Genomic DNA, 19,175 nt, shown 5'->3' with positions numbered 1-19,175 from the left:
AAAACTCTTGAGCTCAAAACCGTAAATGGTGACAATGGAGGAGCGACTTTCAAATAACAAAATTGAAACTATTCGCGATTTTTAGTTGGAATTAGCGAGAGTTGTTGGTAAATTGTTTATTATCATCTTGGTTAATAACATATTTTCACTGAGGTTTTGTAGCGAATGCTGTAACAACAATGGTCAGAATACGTGCATTAAGATAGTAAACCCCCCCTCTGTACTTTCGATAATTCCACGACTTTTGGTTGATAGAAACTGCATAAACTAAGTCGTTTCTGTCACAACGCAATAAACATTAATACCTAAATTGATTTCCATTTTTGGGATCTAAGACGTTAATAATAATGAAAAAAATACGTGGTATCACCTTCATAGAATTAATGATAACGCTGGCAATCATGTCGATTCTTGCGCTTGTCGCTGCCCCAAGTTTTGTCCGCAGTATTGAGAACCGCCACTTAACCAGTGCTGCAGAAGCTCTGTATTCGCAATTGCAGTTAGCGCGTTCTGAATCTTTACTGCGTTCTGATGATGTTGTCTTTTCTGTTTCTGGTATGGGTTCAACTTCCTGGGCATTTGGCATCAATCAAGAAACCGCATGTGATCCTACAGTTACCGATAACACGTCGGCTAGCGCCTGTGTGCTACAAATCGATGATGGCGATGGTGCGTTTGTCGCGGCGAATGACAATGTATTGCATCAGTTTAGTGCCAGCGATTTTGACAATATCACCATGCAGGCCTCTACCGTCAGTGGAACGGCAGGAAATTCCATCACCTTTGATCCCGCCCGGGGCACAACCGATGGTGCTCGTCTTTATACCTTAACGAATAAGTCCGGCGTCAATGTCAGTGTTTCTTTATCTTTAATCGGCAATGTCAAGCTGTGCTCAAACGACCTGAGTGAATACAGGAGCTGTAGTTAATGAATAAAATTGGTAAGGTCAAAGGATTCACCATCATCGAACTATTGCTCGGCATGGTGTTCGGTATGATTGTCTTATCCGGTGCGACGTATATTTATGTCACCGTTGTTTCAAGTAGTGCGGCAACTTTAAAGTCCAGTAAGCTCAACACGCAGATGATGAGCATGATGAGTATTATGGTCAACGATATTCGTCGGGCAGGATATTGGTCTACGTTTACCGAAACACCTTCTTCCAACCCTTTTAGTCAGCAAGATGATACTGCAATCGAAGTAATTAACTCGATGTCCGGCGATACGGAATTAACGCTGGGAAGCACGACGAGTGGGCAGTGCATCACTTATTCCTATGATGAAAACGAAAATGGTATCGTTGACGCGGACACTGAATATTTCGGTTATCGCTTAAACAACGGTAATGTTGAAATGCGCACGGTCGGAACAGTTACCGACGGCGACAGCTGTAATAACGGCACTTGGACCGTTTTCAGCGACTCTGATCTTTATACGATAACGCAGTTGTCATTTAACAGTGGCGACTCTGCCTGTGTTAATACTCGCGAGCCCGATGGCCAGGATAATGATGGTGCCAATGGCGAAGACGATGACGATGAACGAGATTGTTACTCGCAGGTCCCAACCGCAGGCAGCGGTGACACCACAGTCGAAACCCGAGACATTGAAATTACCATGCGTGCTGCACTCGTTGCAGATCCGGAAGTGACAATGTCGATAACTCAATCAGTCAGAGTTAGAAATGACTGGATAAGAATAAGGTAGATTTTCATGTGTCGCAGTAAATACACAGTAAAGTCCCCCACCAACATTCAACATCCTAAAAAGCAGGCCGGTATGGCCGTGCTTACGGTATCCATTATCTTAATCATTCTGGTAACCCTGGTTTCCCTGTATCTTTCAAGAACCATTTTGTTTGAGCAGAAAATGGTGAATAACGATTTTAAATCAAAAACAACGTTTGAAAGCGCAGAGGCGGGGTTAGCGATTGCATTGGAGTATTTAGCCAATGGTCTGGATCGTGATAATGACGGCGTGATTGATCCTGTTTTTGATTCGGATAGCGATGGAATTGGCGATTCAGCGACAGGCGTGGTTGGGCAAGCCAATGTTCTGGTCACGGTTAGCGAGATTGTTGCTGGCGATATTACGTCGTTACGTGTGTTATCTCAGGCAACAAGTTTTGATGCAGCATCGGAAAAAAGTGTTACCACTACCATGCAGTCTTTAGATCCACTACCGAATCACCCCGATAACCCGTTAACGACTCGAGGCAGTCTTGATGTCAACGGTTCGGCGACAGTCCATAACCCCGAAGGTCACAGTACCATCTGGAGTGGTGGCGATGTCGATATTGGTTCAAATAACTCAACCGCAACCTATATCGCCGATCCCACCGATGTCACGTACCCCGGTTGTATGGATATTCCTAGAGGCTGCGCTGAAATTCAGACATCCAATAAAGAAACCGTCGGTTTGGATATTCTCGAACATGACTCGGATTTGATCAATCTCACCCCAGCAGGGATTTTCGAAAACTTTTTTGGTATGTCGCCTGACGCTTATAAAGAAATGATGGCTTCGATCGTGGTCGATCCTAGCTCACCTGCTGAGTCGGTTGGTTGTGCGGCCAATACCTATGATGCCTGTGTCGCCGGTTCTACCAATGAAGTGGTGTGGTTTGAAGGCGATGTCGAAATTAATGGTGGTACTGTCGGTTGTCGTTCAAGCGTTACCGGTAGTAATTTATGTGCAGATAGTGATGAAGCGCCAACAATCTTAATTATTGACGGTAACGCCACATTTAAAGGAAGCCCGCATTTTTATGGGGTGGTCTTTATTATGGGCGATGCCAGTGCCAGTGGTAACTCTACATTCCACGGAGCGGTAATCACCGGCGGCAGTTTGAACTCAACAAGTGGTAGTTTGGATATTCATTTTAATACCGGACTATTGAAAAAAACGCGCGAGAATGGCCCACGAACCGTGGCAGCAGGTAGCTGGCATGATTTCTAATGGACAGGATTGCAAATAAGGAAGCACGATGAAAAATAATAAAAAATCATTTGGATTCAGCTTAATCGAAGTCTTGATTGCGGTGGCAATATTATCGGTAGGCCTGTTAGGGGTTGCGGTATTTCAAGGTGAGCTGATCAATTCCAGTGCCAGTAATAAGGCCCGTGCAGAAGCGTTGGCGCTTGCTCAGGCTCGGCTCGAAGAAATGCGAAATTACACCGATACGGTAAAAAATGTCAGTGAATTCGATACTCTGTTTACCGTAACAACAGGGTTCGGGAGTACAACAGCTCACAATGGCGTAAACGCGGTATTTTCTCGACAAGAAGCCATTACCCAAAGTAGTGAAACCAAAGAAATCGCGATTAAAGTCAGCTGGCAAGATGGTTCGGGTCAAACCGAGGAAGTGATTATTCAAAGCGAACTTGGATTTAAATCACCATCTTTAGTCGGTGAATTAGATGACTTTGACGCCAATGGTCCATTGGTTCGTTCGGCAACCGGTCGAGCAGAATTGGGTGAAGGTGAAGTAAAAGTCACCGATACCGTTGATATGACGCAAAACGGTGATAATACAGGAATACTGGATCGTGGCGATGGTGATTTACGCCTGACCAACGGTGGTGAGACAGGTGATGATGTCGTTTTAACCTTAAAAGATGCCTGTGAGCTGGATACTAATGGGGATCGTACGACGTTGCCTTGTACTGGCTTTGTCGAAATATCAGGTCGAGTGTATATTGATACCGCAAGCCAAAGTCGAGTGACTCCGGGGGATATTTATGTAAAAGCATCCGATGCCGCCTATTGTCAGCGCTATTATTACAACGCGGATGCTGAACCTATTGCCGTTGATTCTTCTACAACTAACGCCCACATTACGGCTAACTCCGACTATAAATATTTCGACTATACCTGTTATCTTGGTGGTGGCTGGCATGGCAACATTGGCTTAGTATTGGAGGGTGGTATCACCCGAACAGATAAGGTCTGTGTTGGAGATCCTACTTCTGTAAATCCATGGGAAGATACGCAAATAGCCGGTCGTCGAGTCTATCGAGGTATGGCTCATGACTTTACTGATGACACCAATACCACGAAATTGCGCGATGCCAACGATGATATTATTTATTACTCCATCGGCGTTTCCGATGCCTTGGTTCTTCCGGCGGAAGGCGATGCAGGCCATGATTTTGTTTTGGCAGGAATGGGACCAGGGGATAATGACGGTGAGCTTTGTACCTCTGAAGGGATCATGGTGCGAACGGATGCTAACGTCTCTGGAACCCCTGGAAGTCTTTTCTCTGGGGTACCAACGGATTTCTTTTGCTTAAACATTGATAGTTCCTATGTCGATCAACTAAAACTCGATATCTTTGGCTATGGGATAGAAGATTTTTGTCCGTTTAATCCGTCGGATCCGCCTTCGGAACGTCATGAAATTAGCGGTGTCGTTAACTTAGCGTCAACCAGTTTCTGGGAAAATAACGTCTATGCGACCCGAATTAATACGTCCGATGGTCTTGGTAATTGTCGCAGAGATTACTGGACGAAACCTGCGGATGATCTTTATTCGCTCCACTATACCTGTGATATTTATGACTGGGGCAATGGCTGGACGGGATTTGTGCAGATAACCCCGGATACCTCCTTATTCTCCTGTACCACACTGAAACAAAATTTTTCCGATGTGATCACTGATACTACGATTAATGACTTTAGTTGTGCCAATGATGATACCGGTAAAGGTACGGTTACCATCGTGGGTAATATCACCAAAACTGATGGTGCGATTGGCGCAATTACCATCTCTGATGCGACAGGAAGTTGTTTGACTAACTCCGATGGAACTGGTTACTCTTGTACTAGTGCTGAATTTGACGCGGTAAACCAATGGTCTGGTAAGATTATGTATTCCGCGGCGAAGAATAAAAATGATGTTTGCGTGAGTGCCGCAATTCCGGCTCCTGCCATCACTCCAAATATTATTCCGGGTAAAACCGCCAGCATTGAATTTACAGATGTAGGCCGCGGTACTATCAATGTTGATATTGAAGTTATTGGCCGTAGTACCGGTTGTGCACTTTAGGGAGTAATAGATAGTGAGAACGATAAAAGGAAAGTTACAGGGCTTTACACTGATTGAGTTAATGGTAGTCGTTGCAATTATTAGTATTTTATCTATGATTGCGTATCCAGCCTATCAAGACAGTGTCAGAAAAGCCCGACGTACCGATGCCCATAGTGGCATGATGTCGATGATGCTGGCACAACAAAAGCTGAGAGGTAACTGTCCGTTTTATGGTCAGGCTTTGGGCAGTGCAAACACCTGCGGAGCATCAGGCAGTGCAACAACGGTAAAAGGCAGTAGCGCCAGTCAGGAAGGGTATTATTCATTTGCATTAAGTAATGCCAGTGGCAATAGCTATACCATTACTGCAACCGCACTTGGCCCACAAGCACAGGACACCGGTTGTACCAGCATAACCTTAACGGTGAACGCATCTGATCCGAAAGGACTTAAGGCACCAACCGGGTGCTGGTAACGCTCAATCTTATTTAAAAAAGGCCCTGTTTGGGCCTTTTTTATTGGCCCTTTACTTATATATCAAGCGTTTAAGATATAAACAAAGATATTGCGATTCCCATGGGAAAGGTGGTAGATTAAAAAATAGACAGTCAGTAGTCGTCGTTTAACTCCTAATAAAAATGAAAGGAATAGCAGAGGTGCCTGTCACGGTAACTCGCTGATACATTGGATGTAACCCTGAATAAGGGGTAGGGTAAATGGCTAATAAATTTAACGCAGACCATGCGTCTTTTCGGTCGCGCCACAACGACTATCGAACAAGTGACTTCACTTTTCGACCACTTTCTAACGGCGAAAAAGGCCTTCGACTTCGGCCGCAAACAATCGCGCTCGGGTTTAACCTGCTCGAGCTTATCATCACTATCGCGATAATATCGATCATTGCCGCGATCGCGACACCTTCGTTTGTTCGCAGTATCGAATCTCGTCATCTGGTTGCCGCAACCGAAGATTTATACAGTTCTTTACAACAGGCTCGGGTTGAATCTCTTAGTCGTTCTCAGTCAATTTTCGTGAATTTTACCGGCTTGGGGTCCAACGATTGGGCCTATGGTTTAAATGCCGATAGTAGCTGTGACCCGAGTATTTCCAGTAATGCCGACGCCCAGGCATGTGTGCTTATGATAGACAATGGCGATGATAGTTTTATCGCCGCAGACGACAATGTTCTTAATCGCCTGCAATCCAGCCAATATGAACAAGTTATTTTAACGCTCACCAGCGCCACGTCTTCCTCAGCCACAACCATATTTGATCCAAAAAGAGGGTTTGCCAGTGCTCCCTTGATATTGACTCTGTCCTCGCCATCGAATTTATCAACCCAGATCATGTTAACCAAACTTGGCAATATCAGTATCTGCTCACCTGATTTGAACGACTATCAGGAATGTAAGTGATGAGGTTGCATCAACAACAAGGTGTGACTCTTATCGATTTGATCCTATCGATGGCGTTGTCGATGGTGGTCTTGGGCGGCGTGTTGAGTATTTATGTTGCTGTCGTGAAATCCAGTGCCGACACGTTAAAGTCGAGTAAGTTAAATACCCAGTTAATGTCGTTAATGTCAGTGATGAGTAACGATATTCGCAGAGCCGGTTACTGGGGAGATTTTACCTCAGCACCCACGATTAACCCTTTTAATCAGTTCGGTGATACGGCGCTTGCCGTTATCAATAGCGTTAACTCAAACGCTCTATTAAGTGAAAATACCGATGCCAACGGTTCCTGTATTTTGTTTTCTTATGATGAAAATGAGAACGGCGCAGTGGACGAAGATACAGAATATTTCGGATTTAGACTGGTGTCCGGTGTGATTGAAATGCGAGTCGCGGGGACAGTTACCGATGGTGATAGTTGTACGAATGGCAATTGGATGGCACTCAGCGATGGTGATCTGTATACCATCGATAAGCTGACTTTTAATCCAAAGAATTCTCAATGTGTGGACTCATCGGAGCCGAATAGGGTCGATGATGATGGCATGAATGGCATTGATGATGCAGCAGAAGCAAATTGTTATAACCAGATACCGACAAACGGTAGTGGTGATATTACCGTGGAAACTCGTGATATCGAAATTACCGTATCTGGGGCTTTGAACAATGATAAGGACGTAACCATGGAAATTACGCAAAGCGTAAGAGTCCGTAATGACTTAATTAGGGTAAGGTAGTATGGATAGTGTAAGCCCCTCGTATAAATTTAAAAAGTATCAACAGGGAATGGCCGTTTTGACAATATCCATTGTCTTGATGGTGTTGATCACTATGGTGTCTTTGTATCTGGCACGTAGCGTGTTGTTTGAACAAAAAATTGTTAATAACGATTTTCGTGGTAAAACCACATTTGAAGCGGCCGAAGGCGGACTTGCGATTGCGCTTGAGTATTTAGCCGACGGAATTGATCGCAATAATGACGGTGTTATTGATCCGGTATTTGATACCGATACCGATGGCATTGGTGATTCTCCGAGTGGATTGGTAGGCTCAGCGCTAGTCACGGTGACAGTCAATGATATAACCGCCGATGATATCTCTTCTTTAAGGGTTGTATCTCAGGCCGTAAGTGATGATCGCTCATCCACCAAAACCGTTACCGTAACCATGCAATCGCTAGATCCATTGCCCAATCATCCCGATAACCCGCTTACAACTCGTGGCGCATTGGATGTTAACGGTTCCGCGACAATTCACAATCCAGAAGGACACTCGACGATTTGGAGTGGCGGCGATGTAGATATTGGTTCAAATAACTCTACCGCAACGTATGTTGCCGACCCCACCGATTTAACTTATCCCGCTTGTATGGATGTACCGAGAGCTTGTGGTGAAATTCAGACTTCAAACAAAGAGACTGTAGGGCTGGATATTCTCGAACATGACAGTGATTTATCCAACTTAAGTCCTGCAGGTATTTTCGAAAATTTTTTTGGCATGGCACCGGATGCTTATCGGGAATTAATGGCAACGGTTGTTGTTGACCCTGCAAACCCCTCGGAAACACGAGAGTGCGCTGCCAATACTTATGCATCATGTGTGCAGGGCTCCACGAATAAAGTCATTTGGTATGAAGGAAATGTCGAAATCAATGGTGGTACCGTAGGGTGTCGAAGTGCCGTAAATGGCTCGAATGTATGTGCAACGGCTGATGAAGCGCCATCCATTTTAATCATAAATGGTGATGTCGAGTTTAAAGGTTCACCGCATTTTTATGGTGTGGTATTTATCATGGGTACGGCAACAGCCTCCGGTAATTCAACATTCCACGGCGCGGTTATCTCGGGTGGTACATTTAATTCCACCAGCGGCAGCCTTGATATTCATTTTAATACCGGGCTTTTGCAAAAGACTCGCAGTAATGGACCTCGCACAGTGGCTGCAGGTAGCTGGAAAGATTTCTAGGAGAGAGCGGTGAAAAGAATTAAAGGATTTGGCTTAGTTGAAGTTCTGATTGCATTGGCGATCTTAGCAGTAGGGTTATTAGCCGTAGCGGCGTTTCAATCTGAAATCATTGAAGATAGCAATGACAATAAAGCGCGAGCAGAAGCGATCGCGTTAGCGCAGCAGCGCCTTGAGCAGATGCGAAATTACACGACGTTAGCCAGCGATGCTGATGAATTTAATACCTTATTCACGGCCACCACTGGTTACAGTAATCAGACCAATATTACCGGTAATAATGCGCAATTTACCCGTCAAGAAGACATCAGTGAAAGTGCTGATACAAAAAACATTACGGTGATGGTCAGCTGGGAGAGCAGTGCCGGTGAGACCGAACAGGTTGTTCTGGAGACGGAACTCGGGTTTGAATCCCCATCATTGACCGGTCAGCTTGGTATGGACTTAAGCAATGATCCTTTGGTGCGCTCGGCGACTGGACGAGCCGTTTTAGGTGCCGGCCAAGTTGAAGCCGGTGATCAGGTAGACACTAGCAGTAATGGCGATCTAACCGGATTATTAGATCGAGGCGATGGTGATTTGCGTCTGACCAACGGTGACAAAGCTGGAGATGATGTGGTTCTCACTTTAGAAGATGCTTGTGAACTAGATAGCGATGGTCAACGCTCGACCTTGCCTTGCACAGGTTTTGTTGAAATATCCGGCAAAGTGTACATTGATACTTCTACACAAAATAATTTGAAACCGGGTGATGTTTACATAAAAGCCTCGGATGCCGCTTACTGTCAGCGGTACTATACAAATGGATTGGATGCAGATGGCAACCCGCAAGCATTGCAAATTGATGACTCAACGGCAACTGCAACCCTAACCGCGAATGGTGATTATCATTATTTTGATTACACCTGCTATCTTGGTGGTGGATGGCACGGCAATATTGGTGTGATGTTAGCGGATGGTATTAGCCAGCGCGACAAAATATGTCAGGGGGATCCCACTTCCCTAGATGCGTTTGCCGACCCGAGAATTGCCGCGCGACGCGTCTATCGGGGCATGGCTTTTGCAACTTCTAATGGTAACCCGATCACGGATTTAAGCGGTGACACCATATACTATTCAGTTGGCGTCTCCGATGCTTTGAAGTTACCTGCAGAGGGACAAGCATCTCATGACTTTGTGGTTTCAGACATGGCACCGGGAAGTAACCAGGGTGAATTGTGCATGCTTGAAAATATTATGGTGCGAGCAGATAGTTACATCAATGGCGAGCCAGGAAAATTATTTGCCGGTGTTCCGACAGATTTTTTCTGTTTAAATACCAACTCCAGCTTTATTGATGCAACCAAAATGAATGCATTTGGATATCAAATGGATCCGTATTGCCCATTTGACCCCAGTGATCCACCGGCGATGCGTCATGAAGTCAGTTTTATCGCGAATATTGACACGACACACCCGTTAACTAAGTTCAACCCCGATGCCAATACCTCTGACGGTGCCGATAATTGCCATTATCAAGGCTTTACAACGGTTCTCGATGGGTATCAGCTTCAATACAGCTGTGATGTTTATGACTGGGGCAATGGTTGGGATGGTTATATTGAGTTCGATGACAATGCCGGCGTATTTACCTGCGATCGCAACCGTCAGTTTTTAACGAGTGTTAGCTCTGACAGCAACTTGGATAGCTTTGATTGTTCTGCTGTGGATTATTCAGTTTATGGTGAGGTGACATTTAGTGGCAATATTACCACCGCCACGAGCTTTAGTTACCTCGAAGCGGTGTTTGCGGACTCAACTAATGGTACTTGTAGCATCTCGTCTGGTTTTGATACCTATACCTGTAGAACGAGTCCTGTTGATTTAACCGAAAGTTTTACTGGCAACCTGAGCATCAACATTGCCTCTGGCAATGGCGGGAATCAGCCTCAAGTTTGCTTAACAGATGTCAGTGCGGTTAACGCTGCGGCAGATAACGTGATTGTTGATGTAAACAGGGGCTCTACTGCAGTAGTCTTGTCTTCGCTGGTATTAGGGGATTATCAGTTGGATCTGCATGTTGTAGCACACAATGCTAGCTGCCCGGGAACCTAGTGATTAGGTCACTTTATAAGTAAAAAAGCCGCGATAAACGCGGCTTTTTTTGGTTAACGGTGCATTAATCGTAGATGCAGGGGATAGGTTGACGCTTATGTTGGGTGCGCAAATAGATATCAATCAGCGTTTTTTCTATTTCGGGCGAAACGGCTCGGCCTTCAAGAAAATCATCGATATTGTCATAGGTCAGACCCAGTGCGTCTTCATCGGTTTTACCCGGTTCCAGTTCTTCTAAATCCGCGGTTGGGGCCTTAACAATTAACTTCTCGGGAGCACCCAGTGCTGTGGCCAATTGTCTAACCTGGCGTTTGCTCAAACCAAATAATGGGATTAAGTCACAAGCACCATCACCCCACTTGGTGAAAAACCCAGTAATGTTTTCGGCGCTGTGATCAGTACCAATCACTAATCCACCTAAAATCCCCGCCAGATGATACTGCATTACCATGCGAGCCCGGGCTTTGACATTGCCTTTTGAAAAATCCAGGCGATTATTATCCGCATTTAACAAACCCGATTGCTCTAACACAGTGACGGCTTCTTCATGGATACCTTCAGCACCTGCCATAATATTTGTGGTTAAGGTTTCGCTTGGCTCAATAAAGGTTAGCGCCAGTTGCGCATCGTCTTCATCAGCTTGTACGTTATAAGGCAATCTTACGGCGATAAATTTATAACCACCACCATGCTCTTGATTTAGCTCGTTAACGGCAAGTTGTGCGAGCCGTCCACAGGTTGATGAATCAACGCCACCACTAATTCCAAGGATCAAATGATTAAGGCCAGATTTAACCAATTGTTCCTTGATAAAGTTCACTCGTCGAGTGATTTCAAATTGTGTGTCGATTTCTGGTAACACTTTCATCTCATCAATGATTGCCTGGCGATCCATGGTAAACCTCAAAAAATGCAGTAAAAACTCTAGTTTATCAATGTTATTGGCCAGTGACTATATGTGCATTGCATTTAACGACTCATGCAATTTGCCGACTCTTTATTGCCTTTGCTTTGTAAGTCTTGGTCTTTGCACTGTTGCAGCCATTGTTCACAATTGTCGAGATCGTCGGCATCGCATTGTGCCGAAACGCAAAAACCAGCGTCATCTTGCTCCGTGCACTCAACCAACCGTATTCCGGTGACCATATCTTGATCAAAATTGAAATCATCGGATTTTCGCTCGCTGCCTTCAAAATAGCTGCATGCCGAAACTGAAAATAAAAGAACAAGGATTAAGGTAACTTTACTTAACATACTGGTTTGCCTCCGGGCGCGAGTAACGAATGTACCTAATAAAACGCTAGTTCGTTACGTCCTATAAATCCAGCAAAGTCCTATTTCGCTTGCCAAAATCTTCAATAAAATTTTATGTGGGGCAACGAAACTTATGTATTAATGTCCTTATCGGCCAAACGGGCAAACGGGTAAAAGCCAAACAGGCACTTAACACTGCTGTTCGGGGGGGATCGGCGAAGCCATTTTATGGCATTTGCGATGCACCTTTGCTTTACCTGACAGGGAATTACAGATAACCTTTAGTTAACTCGATAAACACATGTAAAAATTGTTTGGACAGCCATTTCATTAGATGCCGCTATTGGCAAGCTAACATGCATCTTTGCGATTTGTGACGTATATTGCTCAACAGGTCGTAAATCATTGGCAATGGTTATGTCTGCTGTTTTGAAAAATTGAAAGGATCTGCAATGAAAAAAATTGAAGCCATAATTAAGCCTTTTAAAATGGACGATGTCAGAGAAGCTCTGGCAGGGGTGAACATTAACGGCATGACCGTATCAGAAGTAAGAGGTTTTGGTCGTCAGAAAGGGCACACCGAACTGTACCGTGGTGCAGAGTACATGGTGGATTTTCTCCCCAAAGTAAAACTTGAAATTGTTGTCGCAGAAGAAGACCTGCAGCGTTGTATTGATGCAATTATTGAAACCGCTCAAACCGGTAAAATTGGCGACGGAAAAATTTTCGTAACCGATATCGAACGTGTTATTCGTATTCGCACCGGAGAAGAAGGGCAATCGGCAATTTAATGCTGTGTTAATTTTGCATAAAGAAAAGCCGGGATATCCCGGCTTTTTTGTTCAATCACGCAAGGTGGTACTTTAAATACTCAACACCTGCTAAAGGCTATTCAGTTATAGATTCTTCACCATTGCATTGTTTGGATAGTTTAACGCAAGAACCTGTTTTGCATTACGTTCTAAATCCGATAACCCTAACTTCTGATAACATTCAATCATGATCACCAAAGCATCTTCAACCTGGGCGCTCGGTGCAAAATATTCAACGATGTAACGACCACGATTAGCGGCTGCTGCGTAGGCTTGACGTTCCATAAAGAATTTCGCTGCCGACAATTCATAATCCGCAAGGCGACCTTTAATAGCAATCATTCGCGCTCGAGAATCCGCAGCATATTTACTGTCAGGATACTGAGTCATTACTGTTTTGAAATCTTTAAACGCGTCGCGAGCATGGCTTGGATCGCGGTCACTTCGGTTAATGCCAGCCATTTGCTGGAATAGGTTTTCTTCTTCAGACAAGTTAATTAAGCCGCGCATATAATGCACATAATCAACGTTCTGGTGTCCGGGGTTTAATCGCAAAAAACGATCCACTAGGGCAATGCCCTGAGCCGAATCGCCAGTCTTGTAGTAACTGTAAATCAAATCCAGTTGTACCTGATGCGATACTGCACCAAAGGGGTAACGAGAATCGATTGCCGATAAAATCGGAATGGCTTTTTGATATAAACCGTTATCAAGAGCACCTTTTGCATCAAGATAAAGTGCCTGAGCGGATTTGTCTGGAACTTTTTGAATTTCTTTAGGTGCCGATGAGCAACCGGCCACTCCAACGACTACTGTTAATAATATTGTTTTTAAAGCTAACTTCTGCATAGGTTTTCCGCGTCTGGCTAATACCCAGTTAAAATAATTATGAAAGCCCGACACAAAGCGGGTAAAATAAAGGTTATTGCATTCTAACCCAGCTTATCTGTATTGCACAGTGCTAATTCATAGAGACCTTAATGGCTGAGAAAATACAAATAGAGGAAACGGTTCCCGATTCCTGCTTAGGTAAACGTTTAGATCAAACAATTGCCCAAATGTTCCCGGATTTTTCCAGATCCCGACTAAAAGATTGGATCCTGTCTGGAAATGTCAGTGTTAACGGGCAGGTTACCACAAAAGCTCGAGAAAAAATGTATGGTGGAGAGGTGATAAACCTTGACGCGGAAGTTGAGGCTGAAGTTCATTATGAGCCACAAGACATCGAGTTAAATATTGTTTACGAAGATGACGATATCCTGGTAATCAATAAACCCGCGGGTCTAGTGGTACATCCCGGTGCAGGAAATCCGGATGGTACCGTCTTAAATGCCTTGCTGCATCACAACCCAGATCAGGAAAATTTACCTCGGGCCGGAATTGTGCACCGTTTGGACAAAGACACCACGGGTCTAATGGTTGTCGCTAAGTCGATAGCTGCGCAAACGAATTTAGTCGACGCTTTGCAGCACCGGGAAATTACCCGCGAATATGAAGCGATTGCCAATGGCATTATGACCGCAGGTGGTATTGTTGATGAGCCGATAGGTCGCCATGCCACGAAACGTACACATATGGCAGTGACCCACTCAGGGCGTCCATCGGTGACTCATTACCGTGTCGCCGAAAAGTATCGTTTACATACCCGTTTACGATTGCGACTGGAAACCGGTCGTACCCATCAAATTCGTGTGCATATGGCGCATATTACCCATCCATTGGTTGGTGATCCGGTATACGGCGGGCGTCCAAGACCACCGAAAAATGCCAGCGATGAATTAAGGGATATGCTCCGCAATTTCAAACGTCAGGCACTCCATGCGACGATGCTATCTTTGTATCATCCGGTTAGTGGTGAGTTGATGACCTGGCATGCGCCGGTTCCCGATGATATGCAGGCGATTGCCGATGCGTTGCATTTAGACGCGCAGCAGAATATGGTGGAAGACTATTAGTCACTGCTAGAGGGAGCGGGTGGTGTTTGTTAAAGAACATAATCTTGAGCCGGTATTTTCGGTTAATGATGGTCAACAACGCTTAATTAAAGCGGTCAGCACAACACGACTAGGGGGGCACAGCGATGCTCCCTTTGGGTCTTTTAATTGCGGCGACCATGTTGGCGATCACCCCTCTCATGTCGAACAAAACCGTCAGCAACTGTCCGGGTATTTTGATGAACAGCCGATTCAATGGTTAAATCAGGTGCATGGTAACCATGTTCATGAGCTCACGTCATATAGCCCTAACGCGATTACTGCGGATGCTGTCTTTACACGGATGGCCAATCAACCCATCGCCGTTCTAACCGCCGATTGCTTACCCATTCTATTAGCTTCAGAACATAGTTCCGAATATGAGACTGAAATTGCCGCCATTCATGCCGGCTGGCGCCCATTAGCATCCGGTATTGTCGAAAATACCGTGACGAAGTTTTCCTGCCAATCACGAAATATCCATGCTTGGTTAGGTCCTTGCATCGGTAATCAAGCGTTTGAAGTGGGTAGCGAGGTACGCGAGCAGTTTATGGAACTCAGTGCCGATAATGGTGCTTGTTTCAAAAACTCAGCGCCAGGTAAATTTATCGCCGATTTACCGCGGTTGGCGACAAACGCCTTGCGACAATTGGGTGTTGTGAATATTTACCAAAGCTCTTATTGCACAGTCTCTAATCCAAATGAGTTTTTCTCTTACCGCCGAGATGGCCGAACGGGCCGCATGGCAACGGTGATCATGAAAAATTCGCTTGCGGGTAGCGTAACGCAATAGCCACGTTTCCTCTTCGCGAGAGCTCCCACCGAAAACGAGTCGCAACAAAATCGTTTTCTTCCTCGACGCCGTCTACCTCTGTGGCAGCAGCATTTTGGTAAAATGCGACAATGATAGTGAATGTTTTGTAGGTTTGAGTGCATAAGCAATAAAGTGCAGGTCAGTATCCACCGCGGTAGCTCCCACCGAAAACGAGTCGCAACAAAATCGTTTTCTTCCTCGACGCCGTCTACCTCTGTGGCAGCAGCATTTTAGTAAAATGCTGCTAATTATTTTTTAACTTACTATTGAATTTTCCGTCTGTGGTTCTTATTTAAACAATATAACGTAACAAAACCACATAATGAGTGTGGATAACGAGAATTTCAAAGAGGATTGATAAATGCGAGTGGATAAATTAACTCAGAAATTTCAGCAAGCATTAGCCGATGCTCAATCATTGGCGCTTGGTCACGACAATCAATTTATTGAGCCGATACACTTGATGTTGGCACTGTTAAATCAAAGTGATGGCTCTGTAACGTCAATACTTAAACAGTGTCAGATAGAAGTCACCGCGCTGCGCAGCAAGCTAAATCAAATGCTAGCAGAGCTGCCAAAAGTGGAAGGCAGTGGTGGTGATGTTCAGGTCTCGAATCAACTGGCAAGCTTGCTAAACCTCTGTGACAAACTTGCGCAAAAGCAAAAAGATAAATTTATTTCATCGGAAACATTCTTATTGGCGGCGCTGGAAGATAAAGGCCCGTTAGGAAGTTTATTAAAATCGTCGGGATTAAAAGAGAAACTATTAAAGCAAGCGATAGAGCAAGTGCGTGGTGGTCAAAATGTTAACGATCCGAATGCGGAAGATACCCGTCAGGCGCTTGACAAATATACGGTAAACCTGACTGAACGAGCAGAGCAGGGCAAACTGGATCCAGTGATTGGCCGCGATGAGGAAATTCGTCGTACCGTGCAGGTGTTACAGCGCCGAACTAAGAATAACCCCGTGTTGATTGGCCAGCCCGGTGTCGGTAAAACTGCGATCGTTGAAGGGTTGGCACAACGCATTATCAATGGTGAAGTGCCAGAAGGTCTCAAGAATAAACAAGTCTTATCGCTTGATATGGGGGCGCTAATTGCCGGCGCCAAATATCGGGGTGAATTTGAAGAACGTTTAAAAGCGGTGCTTAACGAACTAGCCAAAGAAGAAGGCCAGGTCATTCTATTTATCGATGAGCTGCATACCATGGTTGGTGCGGGTAAAACAGACGGCGCGATGGATGCTGGTAATATGCTCAAACCGGCGCTGGCACGTGGCGATCTACATTGCGTTGGCGCAACAACATTAGATGAATATCGTCAGTACATCGAAAAAGATGCTGCTCTGGAACGCCGTTTCCAAAAAGTGTTGGTTGATGAACCCAGCGTCGAAGATACCGTGGCGATTTTGCGTGGCCTGAAAGAGCGTTATGAATTGCACCACAGTGTAGAAATAACCGATCCTGCAATTGTTTCTGCGGCAACGCTATCGCACCGTTATATCAGTGACCGTCAATTGCCAGATAAAGCCATCGATTTGATTGATGAGGCTGCATCGAGTATCCGTATGCAAATGGATTCTAAACCGGAAGATTTAGACCGTATTGAAAGGCGCTTGATCCAACTTAAGCTGGAACAGAAAGTTGTTGAGAAAGAAACGGATGATGCATCATTAAAACGTTTGCAGTTACTGGAGGAAGAGATTCAGGAAAATCAGACTCAGTATGACGAACTGGAGCAGGTTTGGAAGAATGAAAAAGCTGCACTCTATGGAACCCAAAATATCAAAGCCGAACTAGAACAAGCAAAATTAGATTTCGAGGTAGCACAACGCAGTGGCGATTTTGAACGAATGGCTGAGCTGCAATATGGTGTGATCCCGGACCTTAGCAAACAACTGGAAAACGCAGAAGAAAATCCGGTTGTCGATATGCAACTATTAAAAAATAAAGTGACCGATGTTGAAATCGCGCAGGTGCTTTCGAAGGCCACGGGTATCCCTATCGCTAAAATGCTGGAAGGCGAACGGGACAAGTTGCTAAGGATGGAAGAAGAAATCCAACAGCGAGTCATTGGTCAGACGCAAGCGGTGACGGCAGTATCCAATGCGATTCGTCGTTCAAGAGCCGGGTTATCCGATCCCGATAAACCTATTGGATCTTTTATGTTTCTTGGACCTACCGGTGTCGGTAAAACGGAATTAACCAAAGCGTTAGCAAACTTCATGTTTGATAGCGAAGATGCGTTGGTTCGAATCGATATGTCCGAGTTTATGGAAAAGCACAGTGTCGCCCGTTTGATCGGCGCGCCTCCGGGGTATGTGGGGTATGAGGAAGGCGGTTATCTTACGGAAGCGGTCAGACGCAAGCCTTATTCGGTCATTTTGTTGGATGAAATAGAAAAAGCGCACCCAGAAGTTTTCAACATATTGCTACAGGTGCTGGATGACGGCCGACTGACCGATGGCCAAGGGCGAACTGTGGATTTTCGTAATACTGTGATCATTATGACGTCGAATATGGGGTCAGATCTGATTCAGGAAATGGCGACCGAATCGAGTTATGAACAGTTGCGAGCAACCGTAATGGCGGTCGTGGGGCAACACTTTAAACCTGAATTCATTAATCGAATTGACGAAACTGTGGTGTTCCATCCACTGGATGCTGAACAAATAGCGCAGATAGCTGCTATCCAATTACAGCGGTTGACCAAGCGTCTGGAAGAGCGTCAGTTAACGCTTGTGGTTACGCCTGATGCAATTGCCAAAATAGCACAAGCCGGTTTTGATCCGGTATTCGGCGCACGACCTTTAAAACGGGCTATTCAACAAAACGTTGAAAATCCGTTAGCACAGGAAATATTAGCAGGTAAGTTTGCTCCGGGGGCGAGCATTACTGTTGACGTTAGTGGGGGCGAAATCTCAATTCACTAAAGTGATTAGATTTGACTAATCGCAGTAAACTTCAACTTCGTTTTCTGCAATGCGAAGTTGTTGTTGTTTTTCCACAGGTGTGAGTAATCGAGTGCTACCATCTTCTTCGGTTACTTTCACTTTCGGGAAATCGTTTAATACGCGAAGGTTATTTTTCGCATTCGCACATTTTTCCGCGGCCTGATTCGCGAGCTTAGCAGAGGCAACTTTCTGGCTAACGCTTGTGTCAATGGATTTATCCATCAAGGACGGTTTCGCTTTATTATAAGGCGTTTCTATTTTTACTTCGGCATATTCATTATCGATAGGCTCATGTTGGGTGTAATGAATATTGCCATTTTCATCGACCCACCGATATACAGTCACATCTTTTGCGTTGGCTTGTATCGCTATCGAACCCAATAGCATCAATGCCGGTATTAATACAATTCTTCTATCCATAGGAAGGCTTCTTCTTATTTACTCAAGACCTGGTCACAGGCCACAAAAATTTTACCCTCCTTTTATACCAAAGTTTTATCAAAAACACCAAAGCCGTTAAATCATCGCATCAGTTAAAACGATCTAAACAAAACGATGAAACCAGAACAATTAAACGATAAGCCAAGAATAAAACCCTGCGGCTTATATAAGAACACCCGCTATTTACAAGAAGATTTCTAATGCAGCCCTAAGCTAATACAACAAGATATTGCTAATTTGACACCATCATCGCTGTGAAATGTAGATAGAATAACGCGCCACTGTTGCTAAAAAGTTAGCGCTGGGGAATTTTTGAACAAACAAACATTGTTTTGCGATTTTTATTGAATTAGGTGTTGACGCAGCGCTGAAAATCCCTAAAATGCGC

17 protein-coding genes are annotated in these 19,175 nt (G+C 44.8%); 13 read left to right on the top strand and 4 right to left on the bottom strand.

Annotated features, from left to right (window positions below; genetic code table 11):
* Nucleotides 1-347: 347 nt before the first annotated feature.
* The 9 genes from FE810_RS14515 to pilV all read left to right on the top strand — a co-directional run bounded on the left by FE810_RS14515 (nt 348) and on the right by pilV (nt 10,540).
* Complete coding sequence (locus FE810_RS14515; RefSeq protein WP_138320936.1) at nt 348-929, top strand: GspH/FimT family pseudopilin; 582 nt, start codon at nt 348-350, stop codon at nt 927-929.
* Nucleotides 929-1,708: a hypothetical protein gene (locus FE810_RS14510; protein ID WP_138320934.1), complete on the top strand. Its 780-nt coding sequence runs from the start codon at nt 929-931 to the stop codon at nt 1,706-1,708. Before FE810_RS14515 ends, FE810_RS14510 begins: the two co-directional genes overlap by 1 nt.
* A 6-nt stretch (nt 1,709-1,714) precedes the next feature.
* Nucleotides 1,715-2,959 (top strand): pilus assembly PilX family protein, encoded by a 1,245-nt coding sequence (locus FE810_RS14505; RefSeq protein ID WP_138320932.1) that lies wholly within the window; start codon nt 1,715-1,717, stop codon nt 2,957-2,959.
* A gap of 28 nt (nt 2,960-2,987) precedes the next feature.
* A complete protein-coding gene (locus FE810_RS14500) occupies nt 2,988-5,048 on the top strand; it encodes a type IV pilus modification PilV family protein (RefSeq protein ID WP_138320930.1) in 2,061 nt (686 codons plus the stop codon).
* 13 nt (nt 5,049-5,061) lie between these two features.
* Nucleotides 5,062-5,505, top strand: coding sequence for a type IV pilin protein (locus FE810_RS14495; protein WP_281278337.1), 444 nt, complete (start codon nt 5,062-5,064; stop codon nt 5,503-5,505).
* 241 nt (nt 5,506-5,746) lie between these two features.
* Nucleotides 5,747-6,445 carry a GspH/FimT family pseudopilin gene (locus FE810_RS14490; protein ID WP_138320928.1) on the top strand — a complete coding sequence of 233 codons (699 nt, stop codon included), beginning with the start codon at nt 5,747-5,749 and terminating at the stop codon, nt 6,443-6,445.
* Nucleotides 6,445-7,221, top strand: a complete 777-nt coding sequence (locus FE810_RS14485) for a PilW family protein (protein ID WP_503169876.1) — start codon at nt 6,445-6,447, stop codon at nt 7,219-7,221. Before FE810_RS14490 ends, FE810_RS14485 begins: the two co-directional genes overlap by 1 nt.
* Before the next feature lies 1 nt (nt 7,222).
* The gene (locus FE810_RS14480; protein ID WP_138320924.1) at nt 7,223-8,449 is read left to right on the top strand and encodes a PilX N-terminal domain-containing pilus assembly protein; all 1,227 of its coding nucleotides are present in this window, start codon (nt 7,223-7,225) and stop codon (nt 8,447-8,449) included.
* Between the two features lie 9 nt (nt 8,450-8,458).
* Nucleotides 8,459-10,540 (top strand): type IV pilus modification protein PilV, encoded by a 2,082-nt coding sequence (gene pilV, locus FE810_RS14475; RefSeq protein ID WP_138320922.1) that lies wholly within the window; start codon nt 8,459-8,461, stop codon nt 10,538-10,540.
* Between the two features lie 64 nt (nt 10,541-10,604).
* Here the strand turns inward: pilV and nadE are convergent, their stop codons facing one another.
* Nucleotides 10,605-11,435, bottom strand: a complete 831-nt coding sequence (gene nadE, locus FE810_RS14470) for an NAD(+) synthase (protein WP_138320920.1) — start codon at nt 11,433-11,435, stop codon at nt 10,605-10,607.
* Nucleotides 11,436-11,509: 74 nt separating this feature from the next.
* Entirely contained in the window at nt 11,510-11,794 is a 285-nt protein-coding gene (locus FE810_RS14465) for a hypothetical protein (RefSeq protein ID WP_138320918.1), read from the bottom strand.
* Nucleotides 11,795-12,246: 452 nt separating this feature from the next.
* Here FE810_RS14465 and FE810_RS14460 point away from each other — a divergent pair, with 452 nt between their 5' ends.
* Nucleotides 12,247-12,585 (top strand): P-II family nitrogen regulator, encoded by a 339-nt coding sequence (locus tag FE810_RS14460; protein ID WP_138320916.1) that lies wholly within the window; start codon nt 12,247-12,249, stop codon nt 12,583-12,585.
* Between the two features lie 105 nt (nt 12,586-12,690).
* On the opposite strand, the gene FE810_RS14455 is transcribed toward FE810_RS14460, so the two are convergent.
* A complete protein-coding gene (locus FE810_RS14455; protein WP_138320914.1) occupies nt 12,691-13,455 on the bottom strand; it encodes an outer membrane protein assembly factor BamD in 765 nt (254 codons plus the stop codon).
* Between the two features lie 131 nt (nt 13,456-13,586).
* Here FE810_RS14455 and rluD point away from each other — a divergent pair, with 131 nt between their 5' ends.
* The 3 genes from rluD (at nt 13,587) to clpB (ending at nt 18,325) form a co-directional block, all read left to right on the top strand.
* Nucleotides 13,587-14,561 (top strand): 23S rRNA pseudouridine(1911/1915/1917) synthase RluD, encoded by a 975-nt coding sequence (gene rluD, locus FE810_RS14450; RefSeq protein ID WP_138320912.1) that lies wholly within the window; start codon nt 13,587-13,589, stop codon nt 14,559-14,561.
* 22 nt (nt 14,562-14,583) lie between these two features.
* Nucleotides 14,584-15,372, top strand: a complete 789-nt coding sequence (gene pgeF / locus FE810_RS14445; RefSeq protein WP_246037068.1) for a peptidoglycan editing factor PgeF — start codon at nt 14,584-14,586, stop codon at nt 15,370-15,372.
* A 382-nt stretch (nt 15,373-15,754) separates the two neighbouring features.
* Entirely contained in the window at nt 15,755-18,325 is a 2,571-nt protein-coding gene (clpB, locus tag FE810_RS14440; RefSeq protein ID WP_138320910.1) for an ATP-dependent chaperone ClpB, read from the top strand.
* Nucleotides 18,326-18,340: 15 nt separating this feature from the next.
* Here clpB and FE810_RS14435 read toward each other — a convergent pair whose 3' ends face one another.
* Nucleotides 18,341-18,766 carry a DUF4124 domain-containing protein gene (locus FE810_RS14435; RefSeq protein ID WP_138320908.1) on the bottom strand — a complete coding sequence of 142 codons (426 nt, stop codon included), beginning with the start codon at nt 18,764-18,766 and terminating at the stop codon, nt 18,341-18,343.
* Nucleotides 18,767-19,175 lie beyond the last annotated feature (409 nt).

Source organism: Thalassotalea litorea, from assembly GCF_005843925.1.
Taxonomy (GTDB): domain Bacteria; phylum Pseudomonadota; class Gammaproteobacteria; order Enterobacterales; family Alteromonadaceae; genus Thalassotalea_A; species Thalassotalea_A litorea_A.
Note: the sequence above shows the minus strand (reverse complement) of the source record. Positions and strands in the feature narration are given on the sequence as shown.